Origin of the sequence: Carboxylicivirga litoralis, from assembly GCF_025499605.1 — a bacterium.
In the GTDB taxonomy this organism is placed as follows: domain Bacteria; phylum Bacteroidota; class Bacteroidia; order Bacteroidales; family Marinilabiliaceae; genus Carboxylicivirga; species Carboxylicivirga litoralis.
The window spans coordinates 290143-306908 of sequence record NZ_JAFMVC010000002.1 but is presented as its reverse complement, the minus strand read 5'-3'; the positions used below and the strand labels follow the sequence as shown (position 1 = coordinate 306908).

10 protein-coding genes are annotated in these 16766 nt (G+C 38.8%); 2 read left to right on the top strand and 8 right to left on the bottom strand.

Translation table 11 applies throughout. From position 1 onward, the window contains the following. Positions 1 to 5: 5 nt before the first annotated feature. The 6 genes from J1N10_RS03440 to porU form a co-directional block, all read right to left on the bottom strand. Positions 6 to 3845 carry a translocation/assembly module TamB domain-containing protein gene (locus J1N10_RS03440; RefSeq protein WP_262325272.1) on the bottom strand — a complete coding sequence of 1280 codons (3840 nt, stop codon included), beginning with the start codon at positions 3843 to 3845 and terminating at the stop codon, positions 6 to 8. A gap of 1 nt (position 3846) precedes the next feature. Beyond that, positions 3847 to 5676 (bottom strand): BamA/OMP85 family outer membrane protein, encoded by a 1830-nt coding sequence (locus tag J1N10_RS03435; protein WP_262325271.1) that lies wholly within the window; start codon positions 5674 to 5676, stop codon positions 3847 to 3849. Between the two features lie 110 nt (positions 5677 to 5786). Further along, positions 5787 to 6074, bottom strand: coding sequence for a thioredoxin family protein (locus tag J1N10_RS03430; protein WP_262325270.1), 288 nt, complete (start codon positions 6072 to 6074; stop codon positions 5787 to 5789). Positions 6075 to 6095: 21 nt separating this feature from the next. Beyond that, positions 6096 to 6575: a 2-C-methyl-D-erythritol 2,4-cyclodiphosphate synthase gene (gene ispF / locus J1N10_RS03425; RefSeq protein WP_262325269.1), complete on the bottom strand. Its 480-nt coding sequence runs from the start codon at positions 6573 to 6575 to the stop codon at positions 6096 to 6098. Positions 6576 to 6643: 68 nt separating this feature from the next. Beyond that, positions 6644 to 7792, bottom strand: a complete 1149-nt coding sequence (gene porV, locus J1N10_RS03420; protein ID WP_262325268.1) for a type IX secretion system outer membrane channel protein PorV — start codon at positions 7790 to 7792, stop codon at positions 6644 to 6646. Positions 7793 to 7881: 89 nt separating this feature from the next. Next, positions 7882 to 11559 (bottom strand): type IX secretion system sortase PorU, encoded by a 3678-nt coding sequence (gene porU / locus J1N10_RS03415; RefSeq protein WP_262325267.1) that lies wholly within the window; start codon positions 11557 to 11559, stop codon positions 7882 to 7884. Between the two features lie 385 nt (positions 11560 to 11944). Between porU and gldJ the strand changes: the two genes are divergently transcribed. Together gldJ and J1N10_RS03405 are read left to right on the top strand one after the other, a co-directional pair. Continuing rightward, positions 11945 to 13444: a gliding motility lipoprotein GldJ gene (gene gldJ / locus J1N10_RS03410; RefSeq protein WP_262325266.1), complete on the top strand. Its 1500-nt coding sequence runs from the start codon at positions 11945 to 11947 to the stop codon at positions 13442 to 13444. A gap of 95 nt (positions 13445 to 13539) precedes the next feature. Beyond that, positions 13540 to 14832 carry a UDP-N-acetylmuramoyl-tripeptide--D-alanyl-D-alanine ligase gene (locus J1N10_RS03405; RefSeq protein WP_262325265.1) on the top strand — a complete coding sequence of 431 codons (1293 nt, stop codon included), beginning with the start codon at positions 13540 to 13542 and terminating at the stop codon, positions 14830 to 14832. On the opposite strand, the gene J1N10_RS03400 is transcribed toward J1N10_RS03405, so the two are convergent. Together J1N10_RS03400 and J1N10_RS03395 are read right to left on the bottom strand one after the other, a co-directional pair. After that, positions 14829 to 15863 (bottom strand): glycosyltransferase family 2 protein, encoded by a 1035-nt coding sequence (locus tag J1N10_RS03400; RefSeq protein ID WP_262325264.1) that lies wholly within the window; start codon positions 15861 to 15863, stop codon positions 14829 to 14831. The two genes, J1N10_RS03405 and J1N10_RS03400, sit on opposite strands and share 4 nt — an antisense overlap. A gap of 8 nt (positions 15864 to 15871) precedes the next feature. Beyond that, entirely contained in the window at positions 15872 to 16765 is an 894-nt protein-coding gene (locus J1N10_RS03395; RefSeq protein ID WP_262325263.1) for a lysophospholipid acyltransferase family protein, read from the bottom strand. Position 16766: the final 1 nt, after the last annotated feature.

The following is a 16766-nucleotide window of genomic DNA, read 5'->3' as shown; positions in this document are numbered from 1 at the left end:
CTAAACTATTTAGATGATTCGAATTTCAAAATTACATCAAATCCTGATGTTTTGGAACTACCACTTTGCAATCGAAAGAATAAAACTTTACTTAATTCATATTCAAGCGTGATGGATTCTGGTGTAATTTCATCATCCTCAGTTTCTCCAAATCCTCGCTGATAAATGACAAACAAATCGTTAGTGATGTATTTTCCAACCACAAAAGCAGCTGTTTCCCAATTCTGCGTTGAATTAACTTCTATCATATCCAACTTAAAGCGTTGTCCAATAGTATTATTCAAAGAGGATGTTACCATATTGGCCAGCATATTAGACCCAACAGAACCGACAATTCCATTTTGTCCATCGTAACTTAATTCATCCATGGTTTTGCCAAATACCATTATAGAAACGGCATCCGACTGTGAGATTGACACGCCATCTAATGTAAAGCTGATCTCAGGTTCCGATAAATATTCCGATATGGAAAGTTCAAGCGTGTGCTTTTCCTTATCACTCCCCCTGAAAACATAATCGGCACTTACTTCTAAACGCGGATCTAGTGTTTCACCACCCATAAATGTGATGATTCCTTCTTCAATATTAAACTTGCGTCCGTAAAGAATATAATAACCCCTAACCACCTCCACGTCGCCGAACAGCTCGAAATAATCAGCCGTTTTTGCCACATCCATATCTCCACTAATTTCAATATTCATATCATCACTCTTGAGCCAGGTACTTCGTGGTATTTCAATATTTAAGCGCCCCTTAAGTTGTTGCATGAATGGTGACATCTCTTCCTCTTCCACCTCTTGTTCGATCCGATAAGTTGAATCATTCTCATGAATAGCTACCACTAACAATGGCGTACTCTTAGTGTGTTTCTGATCTTCATCGTTAGTTACCAGGCCAGGTATATAAAAGGATGAGCGATTCACCAGAATGCCTCCCCCAAAACGCGGTTCACCCTCTATATCAGACCGGTAATGCGGATTTCCACTTATATTGACATCGTAGTTTTTATGCTGCACTACTTGAAAATTCTTTATATCGGTTTCAATATTTGAAGCAATTATCTTACCCGAAACAAGTGTTGAATCGAATAAGAGATGTCCTTTTGAAGCATAGTAACCTTTGGTTGAACCAATATAAAATGTATCAACATTGAGATTGTTTTCACGAAAAACAAGTTGTCCGTGAACATCTTTATAATAAACGCCCTGCTCATGATCATCTACAAAACCATTGTCTAAATTTATTTGCCCATAAAAAAGTGGTTTATCAAATGCGCCTTCTGCCCTGACCTTTCCATCCACTAATATTCCGGCTTTCACGTGAGCAAACTCAGGAATATCGGGTGTCACCACCTCAAGCGAGTCTACGACCACTTCGGCCTTAAATGTTTCAGGCACTTTCATGCTATAGCCCGCCGAATCCAGGATCAGCTTAATGGGTAAATGAGCATTTGCATAAACCGTGCTATCTAAGTCCGGTGACCAAACATCAACAGCAAAGGTATCTACAGCATAGGCTAAATGACCTTCCAACTTTGGCGCTACAATTTCATTAAAATAAATATTTCTCAGTTGATAATCGCCCTTTAAAATAACAGAATCGGGCGACCCCATCAGCTTAGCAGCTAGTGATAATTGACCACCAATACTATCGGATGATTCGATAAAATGATTAAACAAATGCAAGTTTAAATTATCCATATCCAACTCGAAATTCTCAACATTGTTGGCACTTAGACTCCCATTGGCTCTTAAGCTAAAGTCTTCATTATCTTTATCCTTAATTTCCAAACCATCAATTAACAACGAACTATTATGGTATTTGAGCATCTGCCTGGCGTCCGTTAGATAAAAGTGCGTCCACGGAAATTCGACCTCAGCAGCGGCAAGATGCAGCTCTACAGTATCCTGTATACTTAATTCCGATTCCACCGAAGCCCTTATTGTATCTTCCCGGGCCAGGTTTATCAGTGTCCACAAACTATTATTGGCATAATCAAATTGAAGCCGCAGACTGTCGAGGTTTTGTCCTTGATTTGAAAATTTTAGTAAACTTATTACGCCTCGTGCCGATAAAGAATCGGGCTGATAACGCCCCATTGCATTAGCATTAATTATATCAACATACATGGAGTCGTATCCAAAATTAAATACACTCATCTCACCCTGGTAACTTACAGAATCTAGATTACCAGCTAAAGAAAGGTTAAGATTTGCTTCGTTGAATGAAAATTCAGGAACATCAAACTTTTTGAGGAATCCCAAATACCGGCTCCTGATCTTTGTTTGAGTATCAAAATCAAAAGTATCAAAATCAACCGTTCCCGAACTTATCACTGTGTTATCCTGAACAATAAAAGCCAATGTATCAATCCTAAGGCTTGTTCCTTTAAAGGCTGAACGCAATACAACCGTATCAACACCAATGTCGTAAACCTTACTATCGTATAATTCGGCGTGAGTGATAAAGTTACGCTCATCCGATAAAATATGCCTCCCGGATAACACAATATGGCCATTAACAATGGTGTTTTTGGCACTTGGTTGAATAGCTCCGATGTCTAGATTGCGTGTCATGAAATTAGCTGAATAAACGGGCGTCTCATACAAATCGTTAATAGTCAGGTGCCCTTCGCTATGGCTATTATTGTACACCACCAACGTTTCTGCTTTAATCAGCTTATTCACCTGCGAGGCATCAAAATGCAGTGTATCGGCCACCGTATTTTGATAGGATGAATGATTGAAACGAGCCTTGACATTGACATCACTCTTATAATCAAACACGTTATCACCATCTACAGCCAATGAACCATTCAGAAAAGCACCCGTTTGGTCAATCTCAAACCACTCTTCGGGTACAAATTCATTGAAAAACATAATTGCGTTGTATTCCGATGTCTGGCTACTATCTTTCAATGCTTCCGGAAGATTAAAAAACGAACCATTTAAACCCACGTGCTTTCGACCTTTAGCCAATAATACATCGCACTGCAACACTTCATCATCGGATTCTAAGCCAAATTTCAGCTCAGAAATTGACCGCAGCGGCAGGTCAGGCAAAAAAGTAACAACATCACTCTTATCCAAAGGATTAGCTTCTAGCCTTAATTTAAAATCATTATTAGACACATACCGAACATCAGCTGATAATTCTGAAGCTCTGGTTTTTAAATAGATACTATCTGCCTGAATAATCGAACGCTGTTTCAATGCATGAAACCGACCTTGTTGAAGCTCAAAATCAGGATTATCCGTTTTTATATTCATAGCATGAAGGGTCAGCTCAACATGTTCTTTCTTAAAATAACCGCTCGCCTCCATATTTATCTTCTGAAATACGATTGGCTCTTTGCCATAGCTAAGCTGATATTTCCCCTGTCCATCTTCAAAAGCGATATCTTTAACATCAAGAATGATTGGGAAATTCGAGGGCGTGGAGTTAGCAATCTCAATTATTTTATCAAACACATACATAAGGTGTAAGGTAGTACTATCCTTGTACCATAGGTTGAATTGGGGCGATTGAAAAAACACTGTATCCAATTGTATATGCTTTGTTGATAGGTCAACCAACCTGTAGTTAAGGTAAACTGAATCAATGCTCAGGACGGTTGAATCACCTTCTGTGAGCGCAACATTACTCAAATGAATCGAATTGTAAAGGTTCCCATCAATTCGCCCAATAGCCAACTTGCCATTAAAATAGGGATTGGCCACTTCAAGTACTTTTACTCGCAAAAACTCACGAAAAGATGCCGTTTGAGTATAAGCAAGGGCTCCAATTAATAAAACAATTAAAAGGCCAATAAAAAGAAGCAGATATTTGAACAGTTTTTTAAGCATATCAAAATGGGTTCCCTATATTAAAATGAATCTGCCATCGTTTTTCAGTGTCGAAAATTGGTCGCGCAAAGTCGAGTCCAACAGGGCCTATAGGCGTTTTAAAGCGAAAACTAAATCCTGCTGCGTAATGCAAATCATTAAAGCGGTAATAAAACGAATCCTGCCACACGTTTCCCACATCACAAAATACCGCAAATATCAACTTCGGAGCAATCAGGTAGCGATTTTCGATACTTCCTTCCAATAAGCTATTTCCACCGATGGGCTTACCTTCGGCATCTTTTGGCCCTAACTGAGCTCGTCCCCAACCTCTGACCGAATAGCTGCCTCCGCCATAAAACCGCTCTTCAACAGGTACCAGCCCATCATTTTGTGCCATTTTAGCCACTCCTATCTTTCCTTTTAAGGCCATTGTAACACCCGGCTTAAGACCTAAATATTTTTTATACTCAACCAAGCTACGGTAAAAAGGTACCGATTCTTCAATAAAAGTACCATTACGTTTAACATTAACGGCCAATGAAAACCCTGTAACAGGATCCAGGCGCGGTAATCCATTATAGTATATAAATCCGACGGAGATACCTGATTTACTATAATTATCAAAACCTAAGTCACTACTAGTCGCCAACGAACGTTTACCTTCTACTAGCGTCGTGTCAGAATCAACATCCTCTAAATAAAAATTAATAGAAGTATTTAACTGTTCGGAAAAATGCTGAAGGAAAGTTAAGTTATAACCATTCCTGATAATTCTGTAGGCAGGTTCGTTCTGCTTCATCAAAAATGGATTAATTATCATGGAATTAAAAGGAAATATAACCGCCGGCTGTATAAATTTTAGTTGAAAATTATAAGGCTCTAATCCTGAGTGTTTGGCATAAAGACTAATTCGACCAGTATTGGTTATAAACCCAAGATACTGAATATCAACAAATATCCTAAAATCATCTTCACGCCCATATCCAGCACCAAACCTTGACGACCATCGAGGTGCTTCTTTAAGCACTATCATAGTTGGCAGAGTATCTGGTTTTTCCTCGCTTAATAGTGTTTTTATAGAAGCCACCCGAAACATGCCCAGGTTGTAAATCTGCTTCTGGCTTTCGTCAATTTCGTATTTCGACCAGGTATCACCCGTTTTAAAACGTAATTGTTTAGCCACTTTTTTTGTTGGCACACGCTCGTTGCCTTGCATCACAATAGGTCCAAAATAGCAAAGCTTATCTTTATCGATAATCCAGTTTAATTCAGCCGTTCTCCGAAGTGTATCAACATTCAATTTATGCTTTACTTTGGCATAAGCATAGCCCATGTTATTGTATTCTTCGCTGATAAATGATTGATCGGTATAAAACCATTCATCCCGAAATCGTTTACCAACTTTCAATTCAGACTGCAAGCGAATTTTACGTCGTGTTTTTTTAGCCAGAAAATCTTCATACTTTATTGAATCGACCGTATACTTAATCTCGCTCATCACAATCGGTTCGCCTTCTATTATATTGAAAGTCAGTTTAACCTTATTATTGCGAGTGACTTTTATGACTGGCTCATTGAACTGAACATCTAAAAATCCTTCTTTTTGGTAGACGTACCTGATTCTATCCAGATTTTCTTCGTAAAGTGGCATGGTAAATCGATCGGCCTCTTTGTCTGAAAACCGCTCTCCGAACTTAGTAGCCGCATGAAGACTCAATTCTCCCTCAAGCTTTGATGCGCTAATCGTTCTATTCCCTTTAAAACTCACCTTTCGGATCTTCAAAAGGTTTTGTCCATCAACAGAAATAGAAATTGCAGCAAGCAATATTAGAAATAGATGTGTTTTCAACTACTGTAAAAATTTAGGGCTCTTTAAATTAAGGTATTTTTAGCCAAAAGTCATGCACATCCACACAAACTTATACCTACTGACTAAAAATAGTTAAAAAACACATCAAACTACGATTCAAACAGCATCTGATAAGGACGTTCGATAGCATCAATTAATTGCCCTAACGAAACATTTCGTGCAAAGCGATAATACTCTTTACCTTCAAAAAATATTAATAATGTAGGAACGGTAAAAACCTGGTTTTCGGCAGCAACAGCAGGCTGTTCCTCAATATCTACATATTCGAAACTCATCTTTGGAAACTTCTCTGTTAACATTTGCTGCACTTTGGGTTTTAACACTTTGCAAACATTACATCGCTGATGAGAAAAATACTTTAGTACTGGCTTATCCATAGGTTTGGTATTAGGTGAGTATTATATTTTTTCTATCAACACTGTAGCATAAGCAGCGATTCCTTTTTGCTCTCCCACAAAACCAAGTTTTTCGGTTGTGGTGGCTTTAATAGCTATATCTGCTACATCAATATCCATTACTTTAGCTAAAGTCGTTTGCATATCAGGAATCAGGTTCTTTAGCTTAGGACGTTCTAACGCAATTGTGCTGTCAATATTTCCCAACTCAAATCCATCTTCGCGTATCAATTGCATGGTTTTTTTCAATAATAATTTACTATCAACACCTTTTAAACTTGGATCGGTATCGGGGAAATGAAACCCTATATCACGTTTGTTAGCAGCTCCCAATAGAGCATCGCATATGGCATGAATCAACACATCGCCATCCGAATGTCCAATGCTCCCTTTGGTGTGTTCAATGTGCAATCCGCCAATCCATAATTCTTCGCCTTCACCCAGCTGGTGAACATCGTATCCAAATCCTACTTTTATCTTCATAGTTAATGCATAAAAAAAGACCTTAAGGATATTCCCTAAGGTCTTTTCAAATATAATGAATAAAGTTCTTATTTGAAGTCGCTCAAATCAAATGAAAGAGAAAAACGCATTGTATTGGCCAATGGATTATTCTGAACCATTGGAATAATGTAAGAAGCGTCCAGTGTGAACATGTTAAACTTCAATCCAAAACCTGCTGATGCAAATTTACGATTCCCTTGGTTTTCATGCTCGTGAAAATAACCAGCGCGAATGGCAAATTGCTTGTTGTACCAATATTCAGCACCTAATGAAAATGTGATTTCCTGCATTTCCTGCTCAAAACCACCTGGTGCATCGCTAAATGAACCAAAGATGGCTGCCGGAACCGATTTGTCTTCATTGGGGTCAACCCAATCCTCATCCGCATCTTCCGGTTTAATCTGATTCGATGGAACCAATAACTTATTAAAATCTAATGCAAAGGCAATGCTATTATAGCGATCAAGCTCCATTGCATAACCTAAACCTAACTTCAGGTTGGTTGGAAGGTATTCTTTATTAATGCCGTCGTAACTAATTTTTGAACCAATATTAGAAATATTGATACCAGCCGTAAACTCTGCATCATTGCGGTTAACACGCATAGGCTCTCTAAAGTAAAAACCAATATCTGCAGCAAACGCATTACCTGCCTTTAAGTCACCACCATCGCTTGAAAAACCATTGGTCAGGTCAGAGCGGATGTAACGAAAAGCAACAGCTCCTGAGAATTTATCTGATAGTACGCGCGAATAAGCGGCATCAATAGCAAATTCATTGGGCTTACCGCTATAAAGTGGTGTTCCAATTCCATCGGTAAACTCGATGGTACCCATTGAAAAATAACGTAATGAGGCACTAATCACCTGCATTTTGTCTAATCGATAGTAAAATGTAGCCGTTGACATATTAATATCGTCAACCAGTTTACGCAACCACGGTGTAAATGAAATAGCAGCACCCATATCGCCATCGATAAAAGCATATTTGGCGGGATTTAAAAACTGAGAATTCAAGTCTGGCGTTGTCGCAGCCCCTGCATCGGCCATACCAGCCGCTCTTGAATCCGGGTTGATATTCAAAAACGGGGCAGCAGTAGTGATAGCGTTATTACCATCTGACTGCGCTTGCATCACATTCAAACTCAACAGAAAAGCCACAACAAGGAGGCTTACTTTTGTCAATACTTGCTTCATATTTTGATTCATAATGTATAACTCTCTTCAAAAATTACTAGTCCATTGTGTTAGGGGAGTATTTACAGAACTGCAAAAATCACTTTTTATTATTTAACCACCAGTATTTTTTTCGAGAATTTCCCAACTTGATTTTCGGAAGAACGAATTTCACAATGTAAAACATATAAACCCTTCTGCAACGACGATGAAGGTGTCCATTCAATAGGTGCGATGGAAGTTCCTATAGCAGCCTGGGTCGTTTCATGACGTTCAATTAAACGGCCATTCATACTGTAAACGCTATAAGTCACATCAAGTAGCATATTGGGCGCATCGTGATTAAACGAAATATAGACAGGAGCAGCCGGCTCAACAGGATTCGGATAAACCGACGCATTGCTTATCTGCAAACCGCCATCTAAATACACTTCAAAATTCAGGCTTGCTGTAGATGAATTATTCAGATTATCCCAAACCTTTAACTCCAGTGTATGATTTCCTTGTGTTAATTGTGGCAGCTGGTAAGTGACTATTCCACTTGTGAAGCTATTAAAATTTGAGGTGTAATACGCATTCAAATTAACTGGCAAAGAACGTTCATCATCTACCACTAAAGTAATATCATGACCAATGCCTACTCCACTTGTATTAATCCCGCTCTCGTCGGAAAGTTCAGCGTACAAAACCGGTTGCGAACCTGTTACATCACCATTCGTAAATGATTCATCGTTTAACCACATTTTAATTGCAGGGCCATCCGCATCATTAGGCGGATTATCAGATACACCACCAATCAACACTGTATTATCGGCACCAAACGACTCCACACCATCTTCACCATAAGCATAATAGCTAATACGACCTTCGCCTACGTTATAACGAATATCTTTTGGAATAATAAAAGAAGCCAAGAAATGGTTGCCTTCTGACTCCATCTGTCCTTGATAAATACGATTTTGATACACTTGGTATTCAAATGGCACAGCTCCTTTATTGCCAAGGGTTTTAACAGTTATCGGCTTATCAAAAACCTGCATTGTTACAACCGAATTACTTGGCGATTCAACCTTAATCTCTCCTTCAACTTCGGCTATTGTAAGTGCCTTCATCTCTGCTCTGCTAGCAGGATCTTCTTCGCCATTGATACTCTTTGTAAGAATATTACCCTGAGGATAGGCCAATTGCAGCGAAGGATCGCCCAACAAGGTAAAATTTAACTTATTAACACTTGTACTACTCTGAGCATTTTTAGTATTTTGAATAACCTCACCAAGCCTAATCTTATTACCTTCTTCATCTTGGCTAAATATGTTTTTATAAAAGCTCTTATTAATCTGAAAATTCTCGTGCGACCAGGCAATACGTGTGGTAGTAAATAATGCCACACCTCCACCTAATGGCGATAGCACCACCCATTCTCCTGCAGAAGTATCATGATAATCGTCGTAGCGACTAAATTCACAAGTCGCAGTTACAAAAACAGGCAGACGGTCAATATTTGTAAAACTTTTTATCATTGTAATGTCTAATACATTTTCCTCAGATAACTGGCGCTCGCTACCATGTCCAGTGTAGTTAAACAGTAAAGTACCATCTCCAATTGTTTTCTTTATCGCTTCATTCACTTCCGGATAACGATCTCCAGAAGAAGTTGTCACTTTAGGATAGGCATCAAAGAATATTTTATTATGATTAAAGGATGGGAAATCATCATAGACTTGTGTCGATAATTCATTGGCCTGTCGCATGTGCAGATTACTATCTCCATCATCAGCCAAAAAAGTAATATCCGTTTTCCAGGCGCCAACAGCACTTTCATTAAGGTAGTTATCAATTTTATCTACCATTACTTTAGCCTCATCGAGTGTACTTACAGGAAAGCGTCCAATGCCAATATCAAGCTTATCATACAGTATATTGTTTCCTTCAGTATCATCCAAAAAACCATAATAATCATCAGAAACATACGAATCTTTAATATTTATGGAATTATATGATTGATAGGTCAGGATAAAATTCGTGTTTTCGTCATTATACGTTCGATTATCAAACGATCCATCGCCAAACAGTAGCAAATATTTAAACTTCGAGTCTTTTTCTTTTTTATAAAGATAACGAGCATAGTCACGTATAGCAGTAATATCAGGCGAACCAGACGAAAACTCATTATATATCTGGTATGGAAAAACAATTTCACACTGCAAGCCTGAATGCTTCTGATGAATATCGGCCAGACGTTGAGCCTCACTCTCAAATAAAGGATGTACAACAATTAGCATCTCAGGCACTGAAATTCCATGAATATTCTGGTTATCTGCTGTCTCTTCAAATTCGGGCTGAGGTAAATTGCTCGTTTTATCAAAAGCAACAAACTCCTTCAATTCACTGGTTTGATAAGTGAATCCTTGTTTCCCGTTATAATCATTGATCGAAATACTTTTCGCTGAAGTATGATCAGTTACATCCCAAAGCAGGGTGGATGACGTAGTTCCAACCAGGTAAAAACGTGTAGCATTTCCACTCCCTGTCACATCAGCATTTCTGAATTGCAACTGCTTATCTACAATTAACTGCTCTTTTGCATTCAAACACAAATAATTAAGCCAACCACTGGCTCCACTTGATGTAGATTCATAAGTCAAATCAACTGTAATAGTGTTTTTAAAAGAACTAAAATTCGACCATGCCTGACCTTCGTTAGCGAATGCTCCAACAGTATTAGAATAATCTACCTTTGTAATTTTTATATCCTGAACCCTAACGCCTTCAACATGAGTTTTAAAATAAGAAGTCACATTTGATCTGCCAATGAGATTGGTATGCAACTTAACGTCTTTACCAATAACCCTATTTGTAAACTCAAAAGTATAGCTGCGCGTTTGCCCCGGATCAAATCGCAAACCATACCACTCCACTCCTGATTTTAGCAAGTTTTGATTATCGAATTCGTGAAATTGATAGCTATCAAACTCATCAGTTTCGATGTTAAATGTTTCACTTATCAAATCACTGGCTTGCACCCGTTTACCATCCCCATTACTGTCCGATAAAAAGTAATAGGCAACATCGGTATAATCATGCTTCTGATGCTCAAACATGTTTCGTGTGGCATTATAGCTCCAAGCAGTTGGCCCCTGCGCATAAAAATAAATGGCATTATCTTGGTGAATAATGGCGTTTTCAGTTAAATCTTCATGCCGAAAAGCTGCATTTGACCGGGGCAACATATTACCACCATTACCAAAAACATTCACATTTTGTGGATTTGAAAACCCCCATGAAGAAAGCACAGAGTAGGGAATTTTATGAATGCCCGATTCACTGACTTTTATTTTCACCCACTTGCCACTTGCCAATACTGAATTACTCTTTACCTCTTGCGTACTTTTTAATACGGGCTCTATCTTAGTTTCAGGTATTGTTATGGTATAATTGAGTTCATTGACCAGGTGATATTGTTTCTCAAAGTCATCGTACACTAGCGGTATTATTTCCAACTGCAGAAAGTATTCTCCCCTAACACATACAACATGGCTTTTTAAAAACTCAAAATCATTTGGATTCAATGCATTTAGAAAATTAGCCTGGGTTTCATCGTTTACACTCGAAGTTTCAATGGTGTAATTGATTTCCAAATCATCAAGCTCAACAAAGTATGGTAAAGCATGTTGCAGCACTTTTACCGGCAACTGACTCGATTCGTTAAACTCAGCTGATTCTTGTATTTGAAATGGTCTTTCCTTATAACCAGATGTTTCAGAGCCTAACCACGTAAAATATTCCATCCCCGAGTATGTTTGTGCCTCCACCTGGCAAAAACACATTAGTAAAACTATATATAAATATCTAACCATTATCTTTCTTTAACCATCTGACTTACTACTGACTAATCAGGAGCATTTACTTCAATTTATACTTCATTCAAGTACAATTGTTCATCAAAAAGCACAAAAATAGCTATAACTGTACAAGAAATTTCTATTTTTAACGTTCTGAATCTTGAAAAATTGCATTGTTAGTATTAGTTCGCCATTAAAAAAACGAACGAAAAAGGAGCTTAGCTATAACCTTTTTATATTTTTGCAGTATAATGGAGTCAGTTACACGTCTAACGTGCGTGAATATCGAGTTTGTAAATAATTGATAATTAGAATACAATATCAAAGTGCTATGAGATTAAATACCGCAGTTATATTGGCTGTTTTGGCTTTTAGCTTAGTAGGCTTATCGTCATGTAGTAAAGGCGGTGGAAGCAAATCTGTTTCTTCTGCTACAGGTTGGGAATATAATAACCCAGACAATGGTGGCTTTCAATACAAGTCAGGTTATGAGCAAGAAACCGGACCTGGATTAACCTTTATTGAAGGTGGTACCTTTATTATGGGTCGTGTTGAGCAAGATGTTCTTTATGAATGGAACAACGCTCCTCGTCGTGTAACAGTTCCTTCGTTTTACATGGACGAAACAGAAGTAAGAAACATTGATTACCTTGAGTATTTATTCTGGATTCAACGTGTTTATGTTGATTATCCTGAAGTTTACCGCAAGGCTTTACCTGATACATTGGTATGGCGTCGTCCAATGGCCTATAACGAGCCAATGGTTGAAAACTACCTGCGTCACCCAGCTTATGCTGAATACCCAGTAGTTGGTGTTAGCCATGTTCAGGCACAAGATTATTGTAAATGGCGTACCGACCGTGTTAACGAGATGATTTTGGTTGACGAAGGCATCCTTGAATTTGACGTTAACCAGATTGGCGAAAATAACTTCAACACCGAAGCCTATTTATATGGCCAATACGAAGGTATCCAGGGCAAAAACCCAATGGAAGATTTAAATCCAAATAACGATACACGCCGTGTAAGATGGGATGATGGTATGCTTTTACCACGCTATCGCCTCCCAACTGAAGCTGAGTGGGAATATGCTGCTCTTGGTTTGATTGGTAACTCTTACGACGAGCGCATGACAAACCGTCGTATCTATCCTTGGGATGGTCACATCACACGAAACGCTGACAAAAAAGAGCGTGGTAAAATGATGGCCAACTTCGTAAGAGGTACTGGTGATATGATGGGTATGGCCGGTAACCTGAACGATGGTGGTGACATCACTGTAGCGGTTGACTCGTATTACCCTAACGACTACGGTTTATACTGTATGGCCGGTAACGTAAATGAGTGGGTTGCCGATGTATATCGCCCATTATCATTCGAAGATGTTGAAGAATTCAGCCCATACCGTGGTAACGTATTTAAGCAAAAAGTTCTTGACGAGGAAGGATACATTGTTGAAAAAGACAGCCTTGGACGCATTCGTTACAGAAGCGAAGAAGATAAGGACATCTTAAATCGTAAAAACTACCGAACATCAGACAACCGTAACTATGCCGATGGTGATGCTACATCAAACGCTGTAACAGGTACTGACTGGAACGATAACGATTCGAATACAAGCAATATGTATTCTGGAGCTCCTAACAGCAGCCTTGGTAGCCTTGTATCTGACCGCTCACGCGTCTATAAAGGTGGTGGCTGGAGAGACCGTGCCTATTGGTTAGCACCTGGTGCTCGCCGTTACCTTGACGAAAGAGAAAGCCGCGATGACCTAGGTTTCCGTTGTGCAATGACACGTGTAGGAAGTCCGGTAAGCAGTGGAAAAAAATAATTCTTATAGCAGAATATTATCAAGAGGCTAACTTTAAAAGTTAGCCTCTTTTTTTATTTTTGTTTTTGAATAGTAATCATTCATCCTACTCCATCATGAGTCAAATAGCTGCCATACACAAAGCCTTTTTATCGAGCAAAGGCGTTTCAACCGATAGCCGAAGCAACAACAAAGATGTTATCTTTTTTGCTTTAAAAGGAGCTAACTTCGACGGCAACAAGTACGTTAAAGATGTGCTCGACAAGGGTGCTGCATATGCCGTGGCAGATGACACAACTCTGACTGGCCTCAAAAATGTTTTTATTGTTGACGATGTCCTTTCATGCCTGCAGGAACTAGCACTTTATCATCGTCGCTATTTAGGCATCCCGATTATTGCCATCACCGGTACTAATGGAAAAACAACTACAAAAGAGCTGGTGGCCGCAGTGACAAGCCAGAAATTCAAAATTAAAGCCACAGCTGGCAACTACAACAATCACATTGGCGTTCCATTAACCTTACTTAGCATGGATACATCCATTGAGCTAGGCATTGTTGAAATGGGTGCAAATCACATTGGTGAAATTGAGTTGTTGTGTAAGATTGCCGAACCTGATTATGGAATGATTACCAATGTTGGCAAAGCTCACCTCGAAGGCTTTGGCTCTTTTGAAGGTGTTAAAACAGCCAAAGGTGAATTATACAAATATTTAAAAAACAACAATGGAAGGTTGTTTATAAACCACGACAACCAGCACTTAATGCAAATGGCAGCCGACATTGACAATCGGGTTGAATTCGGTAAAGACTGTGGTTTTGTTTATGGTCAGATAACAAAGAACAATCCTTTTATTGCGATAAAATGGCATCAGGAAGCCGATAACAGCTTTTCATTACAAACACAATTAATTGGCGCTTACAACCTCGAAAATATCCTTTCTGCCATTTGTATTGGTCAGTTTTTTGAAGTGAATATTGAAGACATCAATGCTGCCATTGAAAATTATACGCCAACTAACAACCGGTCGCAGTTTATTAAATCAGAGAACAACCAGATTATAATGGATGCTTATAATGCCAATCCTTCAAGCATGCAGGTGGCATTACAGAATTTCTCAGAAATAGATGCTCAAAACAAAGTGGTTATATTGGGCAGCATGAAGGAATTGGGCGACAACTGCAATAAAGAGCATCAAAAACTACTTGATACAGCCAATAGTTTATCGTTTGAAAGGGTCATCATTATTGGCTCTGAATTTAAAGACTTAAACACATCCGGCGCAGACTTTTATCTCAATAACGACATCTTGATAAAAGAAATGGAAGCCAAGCCCTTAATTAGTAAAAGCATCCTGATTAAAGGCTCACGAAGCAATAAACTAGAGGAATTGTTACCTCATCTTTAATCGAGATGATAGTGTTTTAGCTCACTAAACCTTCTTAATCCTTTTATATAGAATGCCCAAATAATGCTTTGAGGATAAATCTCTTTGTGGGCGTTTTTAACCCTGAATGACGCTTGCTGCTTACGCAAACGACAAACATAAGGCAACTTTGCATAAAAGCTAAAATGCGCCTTTAAAACAGCCATAAAATGCCTGAATTCCCCTTTTGAAATAAAATGAAGGCCGGCAATTCCATCCAACACCATCCTAATAAACAAGATTGGTAACAAACGTTTCGATGGCAGGTTTTTAACAAGCATCAATAAGTTATTTCTGAAGTTAAGAAAGGTCTTCTTAGCATTTTGCTGGCTTAGTGTGGCACCCCCCACATGTAAAACTTCTGACGATGGAAGAATCTTGATGTCAAGCCCCATATTTTTTATGCGCCAACACAAATCAATCTCTTCCATATGGGCAAAAAATGCTTCATCCAGACCTCCTGCTTTCAAATACAATTCGGAACGGATCATTAATGCAGCACCAGATGCCCAAAAAACAGGTAAGGGCTCGTTGTACTGACCATTATCACTCTCGATGCTATTCAATATGCGCCCCCGGCAAAACGGATAACCAAATAAATCGATATACCCCCCCGAAGCACCTGCATACTCAAATTTATCGGGCTCGTTATAGGCTCGAATCTTCGGCATACAGGCACCTAAGTTCGGTTCTGCATCCATTTCCTTAATCAAAGGCCCTAACCAATCCGCTTCAGGCGCAACATCACTATTGAGTAATAAATAATAATCAGCTTCAACTTGCTGAAGCGCCTTATTGTAACCACCGGCGAACCCATAATTTTTATCGAGTTGAATAAGGCCAACTTTGGAAAAGTTCTTTTCTACAAAAGCCACACTGTTATCGGTTGAAGCATTATCTGCCACGATAATCTCCACATTGGGATATTCCGAATTTTCAACAACAACAGGCAAAAACTTTTTCAACAAAGCCTCACCATTCCAATTAAGTATTACAACAGCTGTTTTTGACATATCAGTACTTAACTTTCGACTTCAGATATTTCACGGTTTTCAGAATACTTCCAACGCTTGTGCGACCATAACCAATTCTCCGGCTTTCTTTTAATCGCATCTTCCAACAAACGTAAATGCTTTTCTGTAATTTCATATTCCTCTGTACTAAGCGGATCATCCGACACCGGTATTACATTCACCTCATAATAACCGCGCTTAACACGTTGCATATCCAGGTAAACTACAGGTGACTTGGTAGACTTAGCAATTTTTTCAGGTCCCAGTATAACAGCAGTATTCTGATTTAAGAAGTTGGTCCAGTAATTCAACGTTTTCTTTCCCGGCGATTGGTCAGCTATTAGTCCAATAATATACCTTACATTGCGCCTTCTTAGCTTAATAAGTTCACGAATCGTATCGGCCATCGTAAAGTTTTTGGTTCCCCATTTTCCACGCAATTTCAACATATACTTGTCGAACTCTTTGTTTTTCAATGGTCGATAGGTGGCACAGCCAAGGCAATCTACATTTAAATTGATAGATGGGATCCATTCCCAGTTACAGTAATGCCCCATCACTGCAATCACATCTTTACCCTGATGCGTAAATCGATCAATAACTTCAGAATTATTCCACTTGACGCGCTGCCGCATCTGCTTTTCCGTCATCGATTGAACTTTAATCGTTTCAACCATCACATCACAAAAATTTCGGTAGAATTTCAAGCGGATATCTCTTAATTCTGCTTGTGATTTATCAGGAAATGAATAGCGCAGATTTTTATTAATAACGCTTCGACGATAACCAATTAGCCGAATAACGTGATATAACAAATCGGAGTATAAATAAAGAATAAAAAATGGTTGCAAACTAAACAACCACAAAAAACCCAGTGATATATAATTGCCAATTTTTTGCATA

Coding starts and splice junctions, on each gene's coding strand:
- porV (WP_262325268.1), bottom strand. CDS start 7,792: ATGAAGCAAGTATTGACAAAAGTAAGCCTCCTTGTTGTGGCTTTTCTG.
- J1N10_RS03405 (WP_262325265.1), top strand. CDS start 13,540: ATGAGTCAAATAGCTGCCATACACAAAGCCTTTTTATCGAGCAAAGGC.
- porU (WP_262325267.1), bottom strand. CDS start 11,559: ATGGAATATTTTACGTGGTTAGGCTCTGAAACATCTGGTTATAAGGAA.
- J1N10_RS03440 (WP_262325272.1), bottom strand. CDS start 3,845: ATGCTTAAAAAACTGTTCAAATATCTGCTTCTTTTTATTGGCCTTTTA.
- gldJ (WP_262325266.1), top strand. CDS start 11,945: ATGAGATTAAATACCGCAGTTATATTGGCTGTTTTGGCTTTTAGCTTA.
- J1N10_RS03395 (WP_262325263.1), bottom strand. CDS start 16,765: ATGCAAAAAATTGGCAATTATATATCACTGGGTTTTTTGTGGTTGTTT.
- J1N10_RS03400 (WP_262325264.1), bottom strand. CDS start 15,863: ATGTCAAAAACAGCTGTTGTAATACTTAATTGGAATGGTGAGGCTTTG.
- J1N10_RS03430 (WP_262325270.1), bottom strand. CDS start 6,074: ATGGATAAGCCAGTACTAAAGTATTTTTCTCATCAGCGATGTAATGTT.
- ispF (WP_262325269.1), bottom strand. CDS start 6,575: ATGAAGATAAAAGTAGGATTTGGATACGATGTTCACCAGCTGGGTGAA.